General features: G+C 59.0%; 8 protein-coding genes and 3 pseudogenes. 8 read left to right on the forward strand and 3 right to left on the reverse strand.

Annotated elements, in window-relative coordinates:
• Positions 1–68: 68 nt before the first annotated feature.
• Positions 69–4,178 (forward strand): CheR family methyltransferase, encoded by a 4,110-nt coding sequence (locus APH30_RS05965; protein ID WP_054888248.1) that lies wholly within the window; start codon positions 69–71, stop codon positions 4,176–4,178.
• Between the two features lie 39 nt (positions 4,179–4,217).
• On the opposite strand, the gene APH30_RS05970 is transcribed toward APH30_RS05965, so the two are convergent.
• Positions 4,218–4,733, reverse strand: coding sequence for an MgtC/SapB family protein (locus APH30_RS05970; protein WP_016486311.1), 516 nt, complete (start codon positions 4,731–4,733; stop codon positions 4,218–4,220).
• Between the two features lie 544 nt (positions 4,734–5,277).
• Here APH30_RS05970 and APH30_RS05975 point away from each other — a divergent pair.
• The 3 genes and pseudogenes from APH30_RS05975 to APH30_RS05980 form a co-directional block, all read left to right on the forward strand.
• Positions 5,278–5,460: pseudogene (locus APH30_RS05975) on the forward strand (AbrB family transcriptional regulator); the annotation flags it as partial.
• Positions 5,457–5,591: pseudogene (locus tag APH30_RS29425) on the forward strand (toxin YhaV); the annotation flags it as partial. The pseudogenes APH30_RS05975 and APH30_RS29425, both read left to right, overlap by 4 nt.
• A gap of 97 nt (positions 5,592–5,688) precedes the next feature.
• Complete coding sequence (locus APH30_RS05980; protein WP_054911946.1) at positions 5,689–8,397, forward strand: AAA domain-containing protein; 2,709 nt, start codon at positions 5,689–5,691, stop codon at positions 8,395–8,397.
• Positions 8,398–8,443: 46 nt separating this feature from the next.
• Here APH30_RS05980 and APH30_RS05985 read toward each other — a convergent pair whose 3' ends face one another.
• Both APH30_RS05985 and APH30_RS05990 read right to left on the reverse strand, forming a co-directional pair.
• Positions 8,444–10,210, reverse strand: coding sequence for an alkaline phosphatase family protein (locus APH30_RS05985; RefSeq protein ID WP_054911947.1), 1,767 nt, complete (start codon positions 10,208–10,210; stop codon positions 8,444–8,446).
• A 4-nt stretch (positions 10,211–10,214) separates the two neighbouring features.
• Complete coding sequence (locus tag APH30_RS05990) at positions 10,215–11,339, reverse strand: DUF4062 domain-containing protein (protein ID WP_054911948.1); 1,125 nt, start codon at positions 11,337–11,339, stop codon at positions 10,215–10,217.
• 263 nt (positions 11,340–11,602) lie between these two features.
• Between APH30_RS05990 and APH30_RS29000 the strand changes: the two are divergent.
• The 4 genes and pseudogenes from APH30_RS29000 to APH30_RS06005 all read left to right on the forward strand — a co-directional run.
• A pseudogene (locus tag APH30_RS29000) lies at positions 11,603–12,181 on the forward strand (N-acetyltransferase family protein); the annotation flags it as partial.
• Positions 12,182–12,208: 27 nt separating this feature from the next.
• Entirely contained in the window at positions 12,209–12,559 is a 351-nt protein-coding gene (locus tag APH30_RS29005; RefSeq protein WP_177333712.1) for a cupin domain-containing protein, read from the forward strand.
• A gap of 133 nt (positions 12,560–12,692) precedes the next feature.
• A complete protein-coding gene (locus APH30_RS06000; protein WP_054911949.1) occupies positions 12,693–15,506 on the forward strand; it encodes an ATP-binding protein in 2,814 nt (937 codons plus the stop codon).
• Complete coding sequence (locus APH30_RS06005; protein WP_054911950.1) at positions 15,493–16,680, forward strand: EAL domain-containing protein; 1,188 nt, start codon at positions 15,493–15,495, stop codon at positions 16,678–16,680. Before APH30_RS06000 ends, APH30_RS06005 begins: the two co-directional genes overlap by 14 nt.
• The last annotated feature ends 53 nt before the right edge of the window (positions 16,681–16,733 follow it).

Consider the following 16,733-nt stretch of genomic DNA (forward strand, 5'->3'; position numbering starts at 1 on the left):
AGATTGATCGGTGCCAGGCCTATAATCGCTGCCACTGCTCACTCCCGGTTCGCACAAGGCTCGTGCCCATGAAATCGTCCAGCAAACCCACGCCCGCCTCGCCGCAAAACCCTGCCCTAAGCCCCAGCCATCTGGACTTCCCAGTGGTGGGTATCGGTGCATCGGCCGGCGGCCTGGAGGCGGTCCAGGCGTTTTTTCAGCGCGTCCCCGAAAACTGCGGCATGGCGTTCGTTGTAGTGTTGCACTTGTCGCCGGACCACCAGAGCCAGGCAGACCGCTTGATCCAGCGCGTCACGCGAATGCCGGTGTGCCAGGTAAGCGAGCCGGTACCGATCGAGCGTGATCACGTCTATGTCATTTCGCCAGCCAACCGCCTGTCCACCAATGACGGCTACCTGCGGGTCAGCCCGGCCAGGCGCAGCCGCGGCGACCACGTCGCCATCGACCTGTTCTTTCGCGACCTTGCTGATGTGCACAAGGACCATGCGTTCTGCGTAATCCTTTCGGGCAGCGGCAGCGATGGCGCAGTGGGCCTATCGCGGATCAAGGAACAAGGTGGCGTGACGCTTGTGCAGTCGCCCGATGACGCCCAGTACCCTGACATGCCCAAGGCCGCCATCGCCACCGGCATGGTCGACCTGATCCTTCCGGTGACCGAGATTCCGGGCAAGCTGGTAGAACTGTGTCGCTCGGCTCAGAAGGTCAAACTGCCGGAAATCGAGGATGACAGCCTCCCGCCGCCGCTAGGCGAACGCTCAGGCGACCCAGCCCAATGCGACCCGCTCCTCGACGACATCCTCGCCCGGCTGCATGCCAGCACCGGCCACGACTTCCAGCACTACAAGCGCGCGACGGTGCTGCGCCGGCTTGAACGTCGCCTGCACGTCACCGCGCAGACCGACCTTGCCGGTTACCGCGACTACCTCGAGCGGCATCCTGAGGAGTCTCGCGCCCTGTTGGCGGACATGCTGATCGGGGTCACCAACTTCTTTCGCGACCGGGACGCCTTCGAAGCGTTGCAACAACAGGCGATGCCGGGGCTGGCCAACGATGACAGCGAGGATCCGCAGCGCGAAATACGCATCTGGTCGGCGGGGTGTTCATCCGGCGAGGAAGCCTATAGCCTGGCGATGATGGCAACCGAGCAATTGGCGATGGAGCAGCGCAGTGCCAAGGTGCAGGTGTTCGCCACCGACCTCGACGAGCGCGCGATCAATGTCGGCCGGCTGGGCGTTTACCCCGATGCCATCGCCACCGATGTTCCCACGGCCAGGCTGCGCCAGTTCTTCATCAAGGAAAATCAGAATTACCGCGTACGCAAGGACATTCGCGAAAAAGTGCTGTTCGCCCGGCACAACCTGTTGTCCGATCCACCGTTCTCTCAGTTGGACCTGGTGGTATGCCGTAACTTGCTCATCTACCTGGACCGGGAAGTGCAACGGGAAATCCTGCGGCTGTTCCACTTCGCCCTGCGTAAAGGAGGTTACCTGTTCCTGGGCAGTTCGGAATCAGCGGACGTGGCGGCCGACCTGTTTATTGCCGTGGACAAGCGCCATCGCATCTTCCGCGCCAGGGAAGTGGAACCGGCGCGCCGCCCGGGGCGGCTTCAGACGCCCGACACGCCAGCAGTACGCGCCAAACCCAAGCCCCTGCGCAAGCTGTCCTATGCTGAAATCCATCACCGGGCGTTGTCCAGGCGCACACCGCCCAGCCTGATCGTCGATGCTGACGGCAACATCTTGCACATGAGCGATGGTGTCGGCCGCTTCCTGCGCCACGCCGGTGGCGAAGTCAGCCCCAGCCTGCTCAACCTGGTACTCACGCCGCTGCGCCCTGCCCTGCGCAGTACCCTGTTGCAGGCTCAAAACACCGGCCAGCCGGTCAGCTCGGGCGCAGTGATCATCACCGTCGACGATCAGCGCGTCGAAGTCCAGGTACAGGTACAGCCCCACCAGGACGAACCCAGTGGCAGCGAATGCCTGCTGGTGATTTTCCAGGTTCGCGAAGCTGATCCCCACAACCCGCCTGCCATTCAGCAAACCGAAGGCATGGTGTTGAGCACCCTGGAGCGCGAACTGCAGCGTACCCGTCAGCAGTTGCAGGAAACCATCGAGCAGTCCGACATCTCCAGCCAGGAGCTGATGGCCTCGAACGAAGAAATGCAGGCGGTCAACGAAGAGTTGCGCCTGGCCAGCGAAGAGCTGGAAACCAGCAAGGAAGAGCTGCAATCCATCAACGAGGAATTGCTGACGGTCAACTACGAGCTCAAGACCAAGGTCGATGAAACCGACAAGATCAACGACTACCTGAGCAACCTGATCGCCTCCACCCAGATCGCCACCGTGTTTGTCGACCGCAACCTGCACATTCGCTGGTTCACCCCTGGGGCCACCGCCATTTTCAGCATACTGCCGGTCGACACCGGCCGCTCGCTGCTCGACATCACCCATCGCCTGGAATATCCAGGCCTGGCGGACGATGCGCGTGCGGTGATCGAGCGCGAAACCACGATCGAGCGTGAAGTGATCGGCCAGGACCAGCATTGGTACCTGGCGCGCCTGCTACCGTACCGGGCCAGCGAGCAGAATGTCGATGGCACCGTGCTGACGTTCATTGATATCACCAAAAGCCGCGCAGCCGAAGAACGCTTGCGCCAAGGTGAGGAGCGCATGCGCCTGGTCGCGGAGAGCACCCATGACTTCGCCATCATCCTGCTTGATGAACAGGGCCTGATAATCGATTGGAACACGGGCGCTGCGTTGATCTTCGGCTACGCCAAGGATGAAGTGATTGGCCAGCACTATGCGCTGATCTTCACCGATCAGGACCGCGAAGATGGCGAACCAGAACGTGAACTGCGTGCCGCGCGCCTGCATGGCCGCGGCCAGGACGAACGCTGGCATGTGCGCAAGGACGGCAGCCGCTTCTATTGCAGTGGCGAAGTGTCACGCCTCAAGGGCAGCAGCCTGCGCGGTTACGTGAAGATCGCCCGTGACCTGACCGGCCACAAGCGCCTGCAGGACGAACAAAGCAAGCGCCTGGCCGAGTCACAAAGCTCCAGCCACATGAAGGACGAGTTCTTCGCAGTGATGTCCCACGAGCTCAAGCACCCGTTGAACCTGATTCAGCTCAATGCCGATATCTTGCGACGTATACCATCGGTCACAAGTACCGGCATGGCGAGCAAAGCGGTCAACGTCATTCGCGAAGCGGTCACCAGCCAGGCGCGGATCATCGATGACTTGCTCGATGTAGCGCGCATCCGCACGGGCAAACTCAAACTGAAGACCCAGCCGGTCGATTTGTGCGCCGTGCTGCAGGGTATCTGCTCCGTAGCTTGCAATGAGCAGCGCGGCCGAAGTGTTCGGCTGACGCTGCCGGCCGATGGGGAACCGGTCTATGTGGAGGCCGACAGCACCCGTGTCGACCAGATCATCTGGAACCTGCTGAACAACGCACTGAAGTTCAGCCCTGCCGATGGCGAAATTCTGTTGAGACTTGCTCGGCAGGATGAGCAGGCGCGACTTGAAGTCATCGATCAGGGCATAGGCCTCGCCAAAAACTCCCTGGAAGATATTTTTGAGCTGTTCAACCAGGCTGCACCCACCGGCCATGGGCGAGAGGGGCTAGGTATTGGCCTTTCCCTGGTTCGTCAATTGGTAGAAGCCCATGGCGGAGCGGTCAGCGTAGAGTCTCCCGGAATAGGCCAGGGTTGTACGTTCATCATCACCCTGCCCTTGTGCGCGTACGCCCAGCAACCCCAGGTGCAAGGCGAAGTGCTGCCATCAGAAGGTCGGCTGAAAGGGGTTCGTATCCTGCTGGTGGATGACTCGGTCGATGTGCTGGAAGTGATGGAACAATTGCTGTTGATGGAAGATGCCGACGTCGATGCCTACAGCGACCCGAAACTGGCGCTGCAGTCGGCGGCAGATGCGCGTTACGACGTGATCATTTCCGACATCGGCATGCCTGGCATGGACGGCCATGCTCTGATCCGGGCGCTGCGCGGCCTGGAGCATCTGCGCTACATCCCGGCCATCGCGTTGACAGGCTATGGGGCCAGCGCCGACCAATACAAGTCTCGCCAGTCCGGGTTCGACCGTCACCTGAACAAGCCTGTGGGCTATGACGACCTGATCGAAGCGATCGAGCGCCTGAATGGATCAGCGTCGGTCTGAATAAGGGAAGGCAGGCTTTGCGGGGGCGACCCACGCCCCTCAGTGCTTCCTGCCCTCCTCCTTCTGTTTTTCTTCGTCTTGCCTTTCGACCTTTTCCACCAGCAAGGGCATCGTGCCCAGCACCAACAGCGCCAGCACCGTGCTGACCAGCGCCGTGGCTTCGCGTCCCATCCCGGCTGCCGTACCGATGGCCGCCGTCATCCATAGCCCCGCGGCTGTGGTCAGGCCTTTCACATGACTGGTGTCCTGGCCATTGCCTTTGAGAATGGTGCCCGCGCCCAGAAAGCCGATACCGGCAACGATGCCCTGAATCACCCGGCTGAGCGCCTGCGCATCGGCACCTGCCATGCTCGGTGCCAGCACGAACAGCGCCGCCCCCAGCGACACCAGCATGTGCGTGCGCACCCCGGCGGACTTGCCCTTGTGCTCGCGCTCGAAGCCCAGCACTGCGCCGAGTACGGCAGCCATTACCAGGCGTACGAGGATTCGTACGATCTCGCGCTCATCGCCAATGTCGGCGAATTCGGCCTGGATTGTTTGCCAGATCAGGTCCATTGACAGGTACCGGCCTGATGAGGCTTTCTGCTGGTGCGGCGCTCTTCACAGGCGCTCGTTGGTTCGATCTTGATCGGCATGGCAGCGGCTTCCGAGGACGGTTAAAGCGTATGACTGCGAGCACTTCAAGGTTGCTGCATCGGACTGCCTGGCAGGTCGAGTGCAAGCCGTCTGGCTGACTTTGACAGCTGTCAGAAATCGCCATTCTCGATCGCGCATCCTGCTGGGGGTATCGCGGGTATTTTTGGGGGTACATTTCTGCTTTTTGAAGCCAGAAACGCCGTTCCAGAGGCCTTTCCAAATGTTTTTTGGGGATCCGGACAGTCTTTAGGGGCGATGAATCCGGTTAATGGCTGAGCTTCACTACAAGACTCGACACGGAGCGGGCATGTCGAGGCGTTGAACCGCCGCGACTAATCCAACGCGGTGGCTGGCACCGGCTACGCCGGTATTCGCGGCGGTTCGACGCCTCGACATGCCCGCTCCCACAAGCCCCCCGCTAAATCAATAAGTTGTGGATTGTTATATGAGAGAGCGCCGATTCAGCTGCGTAGACACCACCCATGAAGACCCTGCCATCGGTACGTTCCTGGGTTTGCTGGAGGCTGATATCCGAAGCGGACGCAACCTCACCACCCTACCGGAAAACTTGGGGCAAACCATGCTCGCCAACGCAAACCACTCCGTAAACCTGGACGAAGATATCGACGGTGAGGTCGCGCTCTGAGGGTGCGACATGACTGGACACTGTCATTCCATGAAGGTGTGACTTTACAGCTACGCAAATTGCAAGAAGCCGCCGCCCAGGCCGAGCAGAACGACCCGCAAGGTTTTGAGAGCAACGCTAACGTCAAGCTGCAAACCACTGCACAATGATGGCACTATGGCATTAATTAGGAAAAGCAGCCTCCGGTACAAGACGTAACCGAATGTCATGCGCACAGGGACAGGTAATATGGCTTCGATTCAGGTGGATGGTGAGGACAAAACCGCAAAGATCAGTGACTGGACGATCGGCTGGAGCGAAAAGTACGAAGCGTTGGCGCTGACCTGTCATTTCCCATCCAGTAAAAAGTACACCCGTCCGCTGAATAACTGCCGAGTCTCACCTTCCCGCGAGTTGAACAATGTACTCCTGACCAAACCTGGCAGCATGATCGTCAAACCCATCGACAAAGCGGTGATCTACGACGAGCGCTATGCGGTAGTGCACTATCCGGGCGGTACCAGGCCCTACGTTCACAAGATGGACGGCATCGTATTGATCGAGCCTACCTCGATCAAGAACACGTCTGTATTCGGTTATTTCACTGCGATTGCGAAAGGCCGATGCGCTGAAGCGCGTTCAGAGGAAGATCGTGCCATTGCCAAAAATGTCGTGACTCAGCTTGGACAACTGCCAGCTCTCGCCAGCACTGCCTTGCAAGCCTATTGCACCGGGCGCAATGGAACGCTCGCACCAAGTCAGGGGCTCATCTATCCGTTCGGTCTGAACGAAAGCCAGCATCAGGCCGTCGAGCGGGCATTCAGTGCGCAAATCAGCGTGATCGAAGGCCCACCGGGAACCGGCAAGACGCAGACCATTCTCAACATCATCGCCAATATCCTATTGCGCGGGCAGAGGGTTGCGGTGCTGTCCAACAACAATGCGGCCGTGGCAAACGTCTACGAGAAACTGGAAAAATGCGGCCTGGGCCACCTGGTTGCCAAACTTGGCAATGAGAAAAACCGCGAAGCGTTCTTCGACGATTTACCTGCATGGCCACCCAGCGTGGCTGGGCCGGCGCCGTCTCTGGAAGAGATCCAGGGCTTGCTGACCCGTTTGAAGCAGCATCTGGCAGACCACAACCGGGCGGCTCAACTGCAGATTGAAATGGACGAGCTGGTCATCGAGCGGCGCTATCTGCAGCAGTGGCAGGCAGAAAACGGTGTGCAGGTTATGCCGCTGGACAAGTACAGGCTGACCCCGCGCAAGACTGCCGACCTTATGGCCTACCTATCGCACCTGGGCGAGCGACGTGTGAAGCTCAAGGATCGCATCGAGCTGCTGTTGCAATTCCGAGTCTTTCGCACCAAGCCTTTCACCGAAGGCGAGGCACGCATGGCCGCGTTCCATGCACTGCAGATGCACTACTACGACAGGTCGTTACAGGATAAGGAAACCGAGCTGCTGGCGTGCCGCGAAACGTTGGCGCGTGCGAACTTCACGACCCTACTCAAAGCACTGACAACTGCATCGATGCACCACCTGAAACAGCATGTGCAAGGCCAGGTTCCGCCGCAATCCAGCTTCGATATGAAAAGCTACCGCAGGGAGTTTGATGCCTTCATGCAACGTTTTCCTATCCTGGCCAGCGGCACGCACTCGATCGTCAATTCGATCGCGCCAGGGGCGGTTCTCGACTACGTGATCATCGATGAAGCGTCGTTGCAGGACATAGTACCGGGCATCCTGCCGCTGGGCTGCGCCAAGAACCTGATCGTTGTCGGCGACAACCGCCAGTTGCCGCACATCCCCGTGAAACTGGGGCTGCCGGCGCCGGCCGCGGCCTACGACTGCGAGCAATACAGTCTGCTGGATTCGTGCATTGCCGTGTTCCAGGAGGCGCTGCCAAGGACGCTGCTGAAGGAGCATTACCGCTGCCACCCCAAGATCATCCAGTTCTGCAATCAGCAATTCTATGACAACGCACTGGTGCCGATGACCGTAAACAACGGCGACGAGCCCCTACGTCTTGTGGTGACAGCCAAAGGCAACCACGCACGCAAGAACACCAACCTTCGGGAGTTGGACTCCTTGTTGAAAGTGCTCGAAGACGAGAGGCAGTCCGTTGCAATGGACGGTGAAGGCCGCGGTTACATCGCCCCGTTCCGGGCACAGGTCGAACTCTGCGATAAGCACCTGCCAGCGGACTTCATCAAGGACACGGTGCACAAGTTCCAGGGGCGCGAGTGCGACGAGATCGTCTTTTCCACCGTGCTGGACAAGAAGCGCAGCAACCAGGCGCAAAGGCGTCTGGATTTCGTCGACGACCCACGCATGATCAACGTGGCAGTGTCGCGGGCAAAACATCGCTTCACCCTTGTGACCGGTGACGAGGTTTTCACCGAGAACAATGGCCACATCGCCGCGCTGATCCGCTATATCAGTTACTACGCGCAGGATGAGCAGATCGTCCGTGCGCCAGTGGTGTCGGCATTCGACTTGTTGTACCACGAGTACGACCAGTCACTGGAACGCCTCAAGGCCCGTCTGCGGCCCGAAGACTCATGCTACAAGTCGGAGCAGATCGTGGCGCAACTGCTTCGCGAAGCGCTTTCAGCGCCAGCCTGCCATGCACTGACGTACCATACGCAGGTCCACCTGGATAAGCTCGTATCGACGGGCAAGTTCGAGTGGACGCAAGCCCAGCGGGCTTTCATGCGCCGCGCCAGTTGCGATTTCGTACTTTATTTTAAAGTTGGCAAGACCCCAGTTGGCGTGATCGAGGTCGATGGCGGGTATCACGATCACCCTGTGCAGGCCGCTCGGGACGTCATGAAGAATGAGATTCTGGCCGCCTGCGGTCTTCCTATCATCCGGCTGCGGACGGTGGAGTGTGATATTGAGCGCAGAATTGAGGCGTTTCTCGCGCGGTGGGCCACACCTGCTCTGGGCGATTAAGCGACACGGGGCTGCTACGGGCAGTTGCAACGGCGCGGCAGGGCTACTATTGAGCCGGATGCACCGCTTGCAGGTGGTTGGAAAAACCCTCCTCAGTTTCACAACGCCAAGTCGCCCACAGCTTGCACCCTCGCTCATCCCCCATGTCCAACTCAAACGCCAACCAGTTGCGCGCCGGCATCACATAGCGGTTGAAACCCGGGAACAGCATCATTTCGACACAGTGTTGCACGTCAATGGACTGCACTTTGCCAGCAGTATGATTCAGCAACTGAAGAAACAGCCGTTCAGCCACGCCAATCAATGACGGATGCACCACGCCTGAAGAAGTGAATTGCTGAATCTGCGCCCAGTTTGATATCGGTGGGATATCCCGACGATAGCAACTGCCCCAGGCGGCGACATGCACATCACCGGATGCAATGGAGACCCGCAGCATTCTCTGCTCAGCGATACGGGTCAGCGACTCCAGCAATCGCTTGCGCTCCCCTTCGTGGTCACCGTGCGACCAGTGGTCTTTGAGGTCATCCGCATTGCTGTCGAGCACATGGTCTTGGCCAAACGTATCGAGTAGACCTTCAGCCAGGGACAGCTTGGGGTGCGCGACAGGGACCGAGGACATGAAGATCAAATGCTGACATTTGCTCCCAGGATGAACGGGCTCACCGTCACGCAGCGTATTCAGCCAAGCCTGCATGGCACTCCATGTATCGGCGCCCATAACCTGCGTGCGTGAACGCTCCGAGCGTAGATCAGCTACGAACAACGACACGGGTCCCACGTGATACCCAAAACTGAAGCCTGGCTGGTCGTCCAGGAGCGGCAAGGCCAACTGGTCGCCCTTCAAATGAACGCTCCAGGGTATGGGCTCATAGTGTGGATCCTGCTGGGACACATCGGCACGCTGGAGCAATCTTACAGGGGGCAAATCTTCAACAGCATGCTGCAACTGAAACACCCAGAACGCCCTGCGCGCATGACGCATCATCACCTGAAACAACTCGCAGTGCTGCATGGCCGGACTGTATGATCCCCATCCATCGAAAATATCGTGGTCGTCCCACATCATCACCGTAGGTATTCTCGCCATCGCATCAGCGCAATCAAGATTCGGTTTCGTGTGCCCCCAGTCACGCCGAGCATCAGGCAGCCAACGACTGGCATAGAGCCCGAAATAGTAGGACTCAATCTCCTTTTCCAGCGCTGCACTGACCTTGAACGCCAGCTGATCCTTTCGCGCCATTCCGACCCATTTCTTCAGCGGTTTCAGGTCCTCCCAGATCGAGTCAAAGTAAATCTGGTCCCCACCCATCAGCAGCAAATGGAACCGCTTCAGTCCCTTGTCATGGATCCGCTTCTCGTGCCAAAGCTGCTCTTTGTCCAGCACATACCCTGCAGCACGCAAATCACGGTCGTGGTTGCTGATCAAGTCCGCCCAGACGGCGTTTTCGGGGCGCACCAACTTGCGCATTCCACTTGGATCGGAAAAGCCATTGCAAGAAACGTAGGCCATCCTTGGGGCATAGTCTTTTCCAGGAACGGAGAAATGCCATTGCGGCCCTCCCTGCCCCACGCCGAACTGAACCGTACGCTCCTGGGCCTGCTGAGCGCAGCTCAGGTCGTAACGCAGGATGGTTTCTTTCGCCCGCTTCAGCAAAACTTTCGGCGCCTCGCAGCGCTTGCCATCAACAGAAAAAGCAGGGAAGGCGGCCCCCGCTAAAACGCCGACCAACGCAGTTACCTGCCACTGCCCAGTGTCGCTGACCCCACGGAACGACAAGACGGGGCCTACAGTAAACAGTGCTCTGGACATCCTGCTATCTCCCCTCGAATTCGTCGGCAATGACTTTGACGATTTTGGCGCGTGAAGCGGCTCTTTTCGCCAGTGCCTGTGCTTCACCCGTTTGCTCCAGCCACTCCCTGAAACGCTGGAGTGCATGGCGCGTTTGCGACGCATCGCGACAGTTGGCCAAAAACGCAAACTGGACTTTTTGTATATCGTCAGCGACAAAAATACCGAATGAACCGCTGACAACCGTGGCGTCAGCAAAGCCTAGCAACGCCGTGGCCTGAAGCTCTGTGGCACCACGATGACAAGCGATCAAATGCAGCGGTCCTTCGGCACCGTTCAAAAGGTCAGCATGTTCGTGATCATGTAGAAAAGGCTTACCCACCAACTCACGCGCAGCGGCGACCGTGAATGCAGCCGGAATGGCATGGGCAAACACAACCACGTTCAGTCCGGCAATTGGAACGATGGCGTACGTTTCGCTAGCAGGAGTGTTGCCGCCATTGAGCGCCTGTAACAGGACCGCTTCCATCGCTCGCTTGCGCTGACGGAAGTCCATGCGTGTCCAATCCAGCGCTTGGCCCATGTCGAAACGGCTCGAAGCCGCAGCGGCTACACCGCGCTGAGTCAGAACGACCAACGCGTCGAGTAACGCTTCCTGAACGCGGCTACGCAGTTGCTCAACGGTTGAAACCATGCCCCCCCTGAAGGGACTTTGCTGTGCAATGAATGCCTGGAAGCGCAGGTTGCGCGTAGCCTGCGCGTCCAGACCAGAATCGGTCGCTATATTTGGCATGGCAATGAAGCGCACCTTCCCTCGGGCAGTGGCCAATCCTTCCATGTACTCTGCATGACAAATCCCAATGTCCCCGTCACCACTAGCCCACCCCGCATTGCCATTGGACAGCACAAGCAGCACGTCGCAATCCCTGACGGCTTGCAAACAGGCGTCCCAACTGTCCTGCAAACCATCCGACGGGGGGGCATCTTCGTTGATCCATACGTCGAATACCTGTTTGCCAAACAGCAGCGTGCCCTCTATCTCATGCTTGAGTTGCGCTCGGATGCTGCTGAGGGTTTGCTCGCTGCTCGCCGGGAAACGGTCATTACAACGGCTGGACAGCATGACTCTGATTTTCTTTGACTGGGCCATCCCTGCTCCTGCCTCGACTTCCGAGGATCGACGCTCAAATCATAGACGCGAATTCACCTGCCGCTATATGCCAGGTAATCCAAGCAACCAAACTTTCGCGCTCTATTCGCCGCCGTCAATGTGGCCACCCACCTGCAACTGAGCAAAGGCGTACCGTCGCGCATTGTGCCGACAGTGTTCGCCTGGAGCATCATGCCCGCCCTGCAAAGCACCTACCCTCCCCCGATCAACGGTGTAAACCCGCCACCCCGCCACCCGATCCCATGGAAGCCCTGGACATGCTTACCCACTTCAGACCTGCCGAGGCCTCGGACGCGCCCGATATCGCGCGCTTCTTTCAACTGACATCAGAAGGCATGGCCGATTACATATGGAGCAAGCTGGCCGCGCCGGGAGAAGCATTGCTGAGTGTGGGCGCGGCTCGCTATGCCAGGGAACAGGGCGATTTTTCATACAAGAACTGCCTGATGGCCACCTGCGAAGGTCGCGTCATCGGCATGATGCACAGCTATGCACTGCATGCGGCCTCTGACCGGCAGGTCGAGACAGACCCGGTACTCGCGCCTTACGCCGACATGGAAATACCCGACACCCTGTACATCTCCAGCCTGGCCCTGGATGAGGCCTGGCGCAGCCAGGGCCTGGGCGTGCAGTTCCTTCGCCACGCCCAGCAACGCGCCGAGGACCTGGGCTTGCAGGGCCTGTGCCTGATCGACTACGCGGAAAACCACGGTGCACGGCGCTTCTACGAGCGTCATGGCTTCAAGATCGTGAAAACCTGCCAGATCGTGCCGCACCCGATGCTCGCCGTCACCGGCGAAGCCTATTTGATGTATCGCCCTAACCCCCAACCCGCACGAGAAATAACCATGACCCAGAAACTGACCGTGTTCCGCGAAATGGATATCCAACCGGTGCGCGACCTGCCCTTCTTCGAAGAGGTGGTGGAAGGCGACCCGCACACGTTGACGTCCAAGTACTACCACGATGAACAGCAAGGTCGTATTTCCGGCGAATGGGAGGCCAGTACCGGAGCGTGGCGTATCGACTACAAAGTCTGGGAATTCTGCCATGTGTTGAGCGGGCGCTGCGTGATCGAGCTCGACGGCTGTGCGCCGGTCACCCTCGCCGCTGGCGACACGTTCATCATCGAGCCCGGCGCCAAAGGCAAGTGGACTGTGCTTGAGGACATGAAAAAGAACTTCGTGATCCTTGTCTGACACACCCGGGCTGCGCTGCCCCCTGGCGTAGTGCAGGGGCCGGCGACCATAGGTTTCGTCAAACAAGCCATACTCCGCGGGAATAGGATTTGTCTGATTCTTTCCCGCGCCCAGTCCTCCATAGACTGAGGCAATGAGATTATCGAACCACCTGCATCAGATCAGCCCCCTTCTTTCCTCCCCTCAGGCTGCGCGCCGTGCACTGCGTTTTTTTTCGCTGGTTCTGGTCGCGGGTATTCTCGGCGGGGCCTACAGCATTCTGTTATTTACCTTCAATAACGAAATCTCCCAGCGCCGAAGTTACATGAGCAGCGCCATTGCCGAAGCGCACACCTTTTTCACTACCCGCGAAGCACTGCTTGAAAGTCTCAGCCTTTCTACAACACGCAAGGCGAAGGTGGATATTCCCGTTTCCGAGGAAGAAATTCGTCTCTTGCTTGGGCCTACACCTGGGCAGCAGTGGAGTATCTGGTTGACCCAGCGCATGCGTGACTTCTTGAAGGCAAAACGGCTGAATCTGCTCTACATCAGTTGCGGGGCCCAGCCTCAGGTATTGCGCCTGTTCAATGGCACCGTGATGCCGCGTAAATCCCCTCGGCCCATTCTCAACCAGCTGCAGGCCTTCTACCACAGCGACGTTGAGAACTTGAAGGAACTCTGGTTGACCCATGCCAACGATGAGCACTCGCAGCTCTATATCTTCATCCGGCTGGACGAACGCGATCCCGGCTCAGGTTGGCTTGGCCTGGAAATGGACGACCGCGAAATTTCGAGTGCCTTGAGCGACCACAGTGCTGGCGAGTTCACCATGTTCAATGCCCAAGGCATGCCGCTGTTCAGCAATAGCCAAAAACCGCCGCCCCGCCAAGATCTGCCGCTGCTACGCCAGCAGGACTTTTTCGGTTTTGTCGGCACTGGCTGGCTGCCCGAGCAACTGGTACTGCGCAAACAGCTCAAGTCATCCGACTGGCAGCTCACTTATTCGATCGGTTTGCTCGCAGTATTGTCGGCCCTATGGCCACAATGCCTGGGTGTTATGGTGTTCTGCTTGCTGAGTATCAGCCTGGTCTACCTGTTGAGCCGGCGCTTGGAGCACCGCGTCATCAACCCGGCAATCCATCGGCTCCAGGCACTGGTGGAGAGCGAGGCATTCAGCCGTGATGTGATCCAGACCGCTCCTGTGGCGCTGCGTGTACTGCGCCGTACCGACGGCCAGGTGGTACTGGAAAATGCCCTGGCCCGGCAGTGGCTGGGAGGCTGTAGCGAGCAGCTCGCTCCCGAGTGGATTCGGGCAGCGTTCGATACGAACGAACCGCTGTTGACCGATTGCTTTGAAACCAGCGGAGGGCGCCATCTTTACTTAAGCTGCGCGCCAACCCGGTACAAAGGAGAAGACGTGTTGCTGTGTGCCTTCAGCGATATCAGTGCACGGCGGCAAATCGAAGCGGCGCTGGAGCAGGCACGCCAATCGGCCGATGCGGCCAACGAGGCCAAGACCTTGTTCCTAGCGACCATGAGCCACGAAATTCGCACACCCTTGTATGGCGTGCTTGGCACCTTGGAACTGCTTTCCCGCACGCAACTCGACACCCAGCAGAAAAGCTACCTGCAGGCCATAGAAGGTTGCTCCGCCACATTACTGCAATTGATTTGTGACGTGCTGGACGTATCGAAAATCGAAGCGGGCCAGTTGGCGCTGGAAGTCAGCGAATTTTCCCCGGTGTCTGTGGCCCAGGAGCTAGTACAGGGCTACGCGGCCGCTGCACAACGTAAAGGATTGCAACTCTACGCCTGCCTTGACCCGCAACTTCCCGACGCAGTGACTGGGGACGCCAGCCGTGTGAGGCAAATTCTGAACAACCTGCTTAACAATGCCGTCAAATTCACCGACTGCGGCCGTATCGTGCTGCGCGTAAATGTTGTCAACCGCGAGGGCGAGCGCGTAGTTCTTCAATGGCAGGTTGCCGATACCGGCAAAGGTATTGCCCAAGATGAGCACAAGGCAATCTTCGAGCCGTTTTACCAAGTGAAGGCCAACAAGAACCCGGTCGCCGGTACTGGCCTGGGGCTATCGATTTGCCAGCGCTTGACCCACTTGATGAATGGCAGTCTGGAAATGGTCAGCAAGCCAGGGCTGGGCAGCAGCTTCTCCCTCACGGTGCCGTTGCAACTGCCCACCGCCACCCAGCCTGGTAGAGGGCCGGCGACATTGGTCGCCGATATCGTGTATGTCGAGTCACCCGTACGCGAATTGGCACAGAGCATTTGCGGATGGTTGCGGCGCTGGGGCGCAAACCCACAGCTGGGCTACCCCATCGGTGAACAGCTCAAGCCCACGGCCGTCTTGTTGGAACTCCATCCCACGCAGCAACATCCTTGCCCTGAGCGTCAATGGCCTGGGTTGCGGATAGTGGCCACGGGTGACGGCGCGCACGAGCGGCCAAGCCAAGCGGATGAATGGCAGGTCAACCTCAATGACCTGGCGGCCATCGAGCATGCTGTTCGCCGAGCACAGGGCGGCCACGTAGCCACCAGCGCCCTACAAACCGAGCCCCACAGCATGCAACCGCTGCACCTGCACATTCTCGTTGCCGAAGACAACGTCATCAATCAGCTGATCTTGCGCGATCAACTGGAAGAGCTCGGCTGCACAGTTGCATTGGCCAGCGACGGTGAGGAAGCACTGGCACTGTGGCGCGCCGGGGATTTCCACATTGTTCTGACCGACGTCAACATGCCCCGTCTCAATGGCTACGAACTGAGTAAAGCGCTGCGCCAGGCGGGGTGTTCAACCCCGATCATCGGCGCAACGGCCAATGCCATGCGCGGGGAAGATGCGCTGTGCCTGGCGGCAGGGATGGATCATTGTCTGATCAAGCCGTTCACATTGCGGGGGCTGTCGGCAGTGTTGGCTCCCTACGGAAGAATGCCCCATGATTCCATGTAGCGTGTTGATCGTCGAAGATCACCCTTTCCAGCATCGCTACCTGCTCAATTTGTTCAATGACCTGGGGGTCGTCGATGTCGTCTGCGCCAAAGACGGCGAAACAGCGCTTGCCTGCCTGGGGCAACGGGACTTCGACCTGGTGATCACCGACCTGTTGATGCCCGGTATGGACGGCGTTCAGTTCATTCAGGGGCTCGCCCGGCTACCTTCGCGGCCTGCACTCGCGATCATGAGCGCGGCTTCGCGCCGAATGCTGATGGGGGCGAGTCTGGTGGCCAGCAATCTGCAGGTCAAAGTGATCGGGTTGATCTCCAAACCTGTTACCGCCGCCGCACTGCGCTGTCTGCTCGACCAATTGCAGGCGCTTGGGCAGGCGCTACCGGCTGAGCATCAGCAAGGTTTCGACCACGATAGCCTGCTGCAGGCTTTGAACAAGGGCCAACTGCAAGCCTGGTTTCAACCCAAGAAGGCCTTGAGCAATGGGCAGATCGTGGCGGCCGAAGCGCTGGTGCGCTGGCAGCACCCCGAACACGGCACCCTGCTGCCTGGGGCATTCCTGCCGGCACTTGTGGCTTGCGGCCTTGAAGAGCGCCTGCTGTGGCAGATGCTGGAACAGGCGATCGCCGCGCAGACCGCCTGGCGGCAACAGGGCTATGAGATTCCCGTTTCGATCAATCTGCCGACCCACTTGCTCAACAGTCACGACCTGCCTGACCGTATCCATGCCTTCGTGCTGGCGCACCAGGGGCTACCGCCGCAGATATGTTTCGAGCTGATGGAGTCTTCGCTGCCCGATGACATCAGCAACTTCTACGCCGGCGCCTGCCGCCTGCGGATCAAGGGTTTCGAGTTATCCCAGGATGACTTTGGCACGGGGTACAGTTCATACATGAATCTGGTGTCTGCACCGTTCACTGAACTGAAAATCGATCGGTCCCTGGTACGAGGCTGCAACGCCAGCGATGAACTGGCCCAGGCCCTGACCAGCATTGTCAGCCTGGGGCGCCAGTTGGGGCTCACGGTGGTGGCCGAAGGCGTGGAGACAGCGCAAGAACTTGCCCTGTTGCGTAAAATCGGCTGCACTCAGGTTCAGGGCTTTTTAATCTCTCAGGCTGTATCTGCAGGGCAATTCCAACACTTGCTGACACTTGACGGCCCAGCCAGGGCATTCTGACCTGCACATGCAGGAACGGTTTACGCGCTTTTTCGAGGTCACCGTGGGCAAGG

Source organism: Pseudomonas sp. NBRC 111127 (assembly GCF_001320345.1).
In the GTDB taxonomy this organism is placed as follows: Bacteria; Pseudomonadota; Gammaproteobacteria; order Pseudomonadales; family Pseudomonadaceae; genus Aquipseudomonas; species Aquipseudomonas juntendi.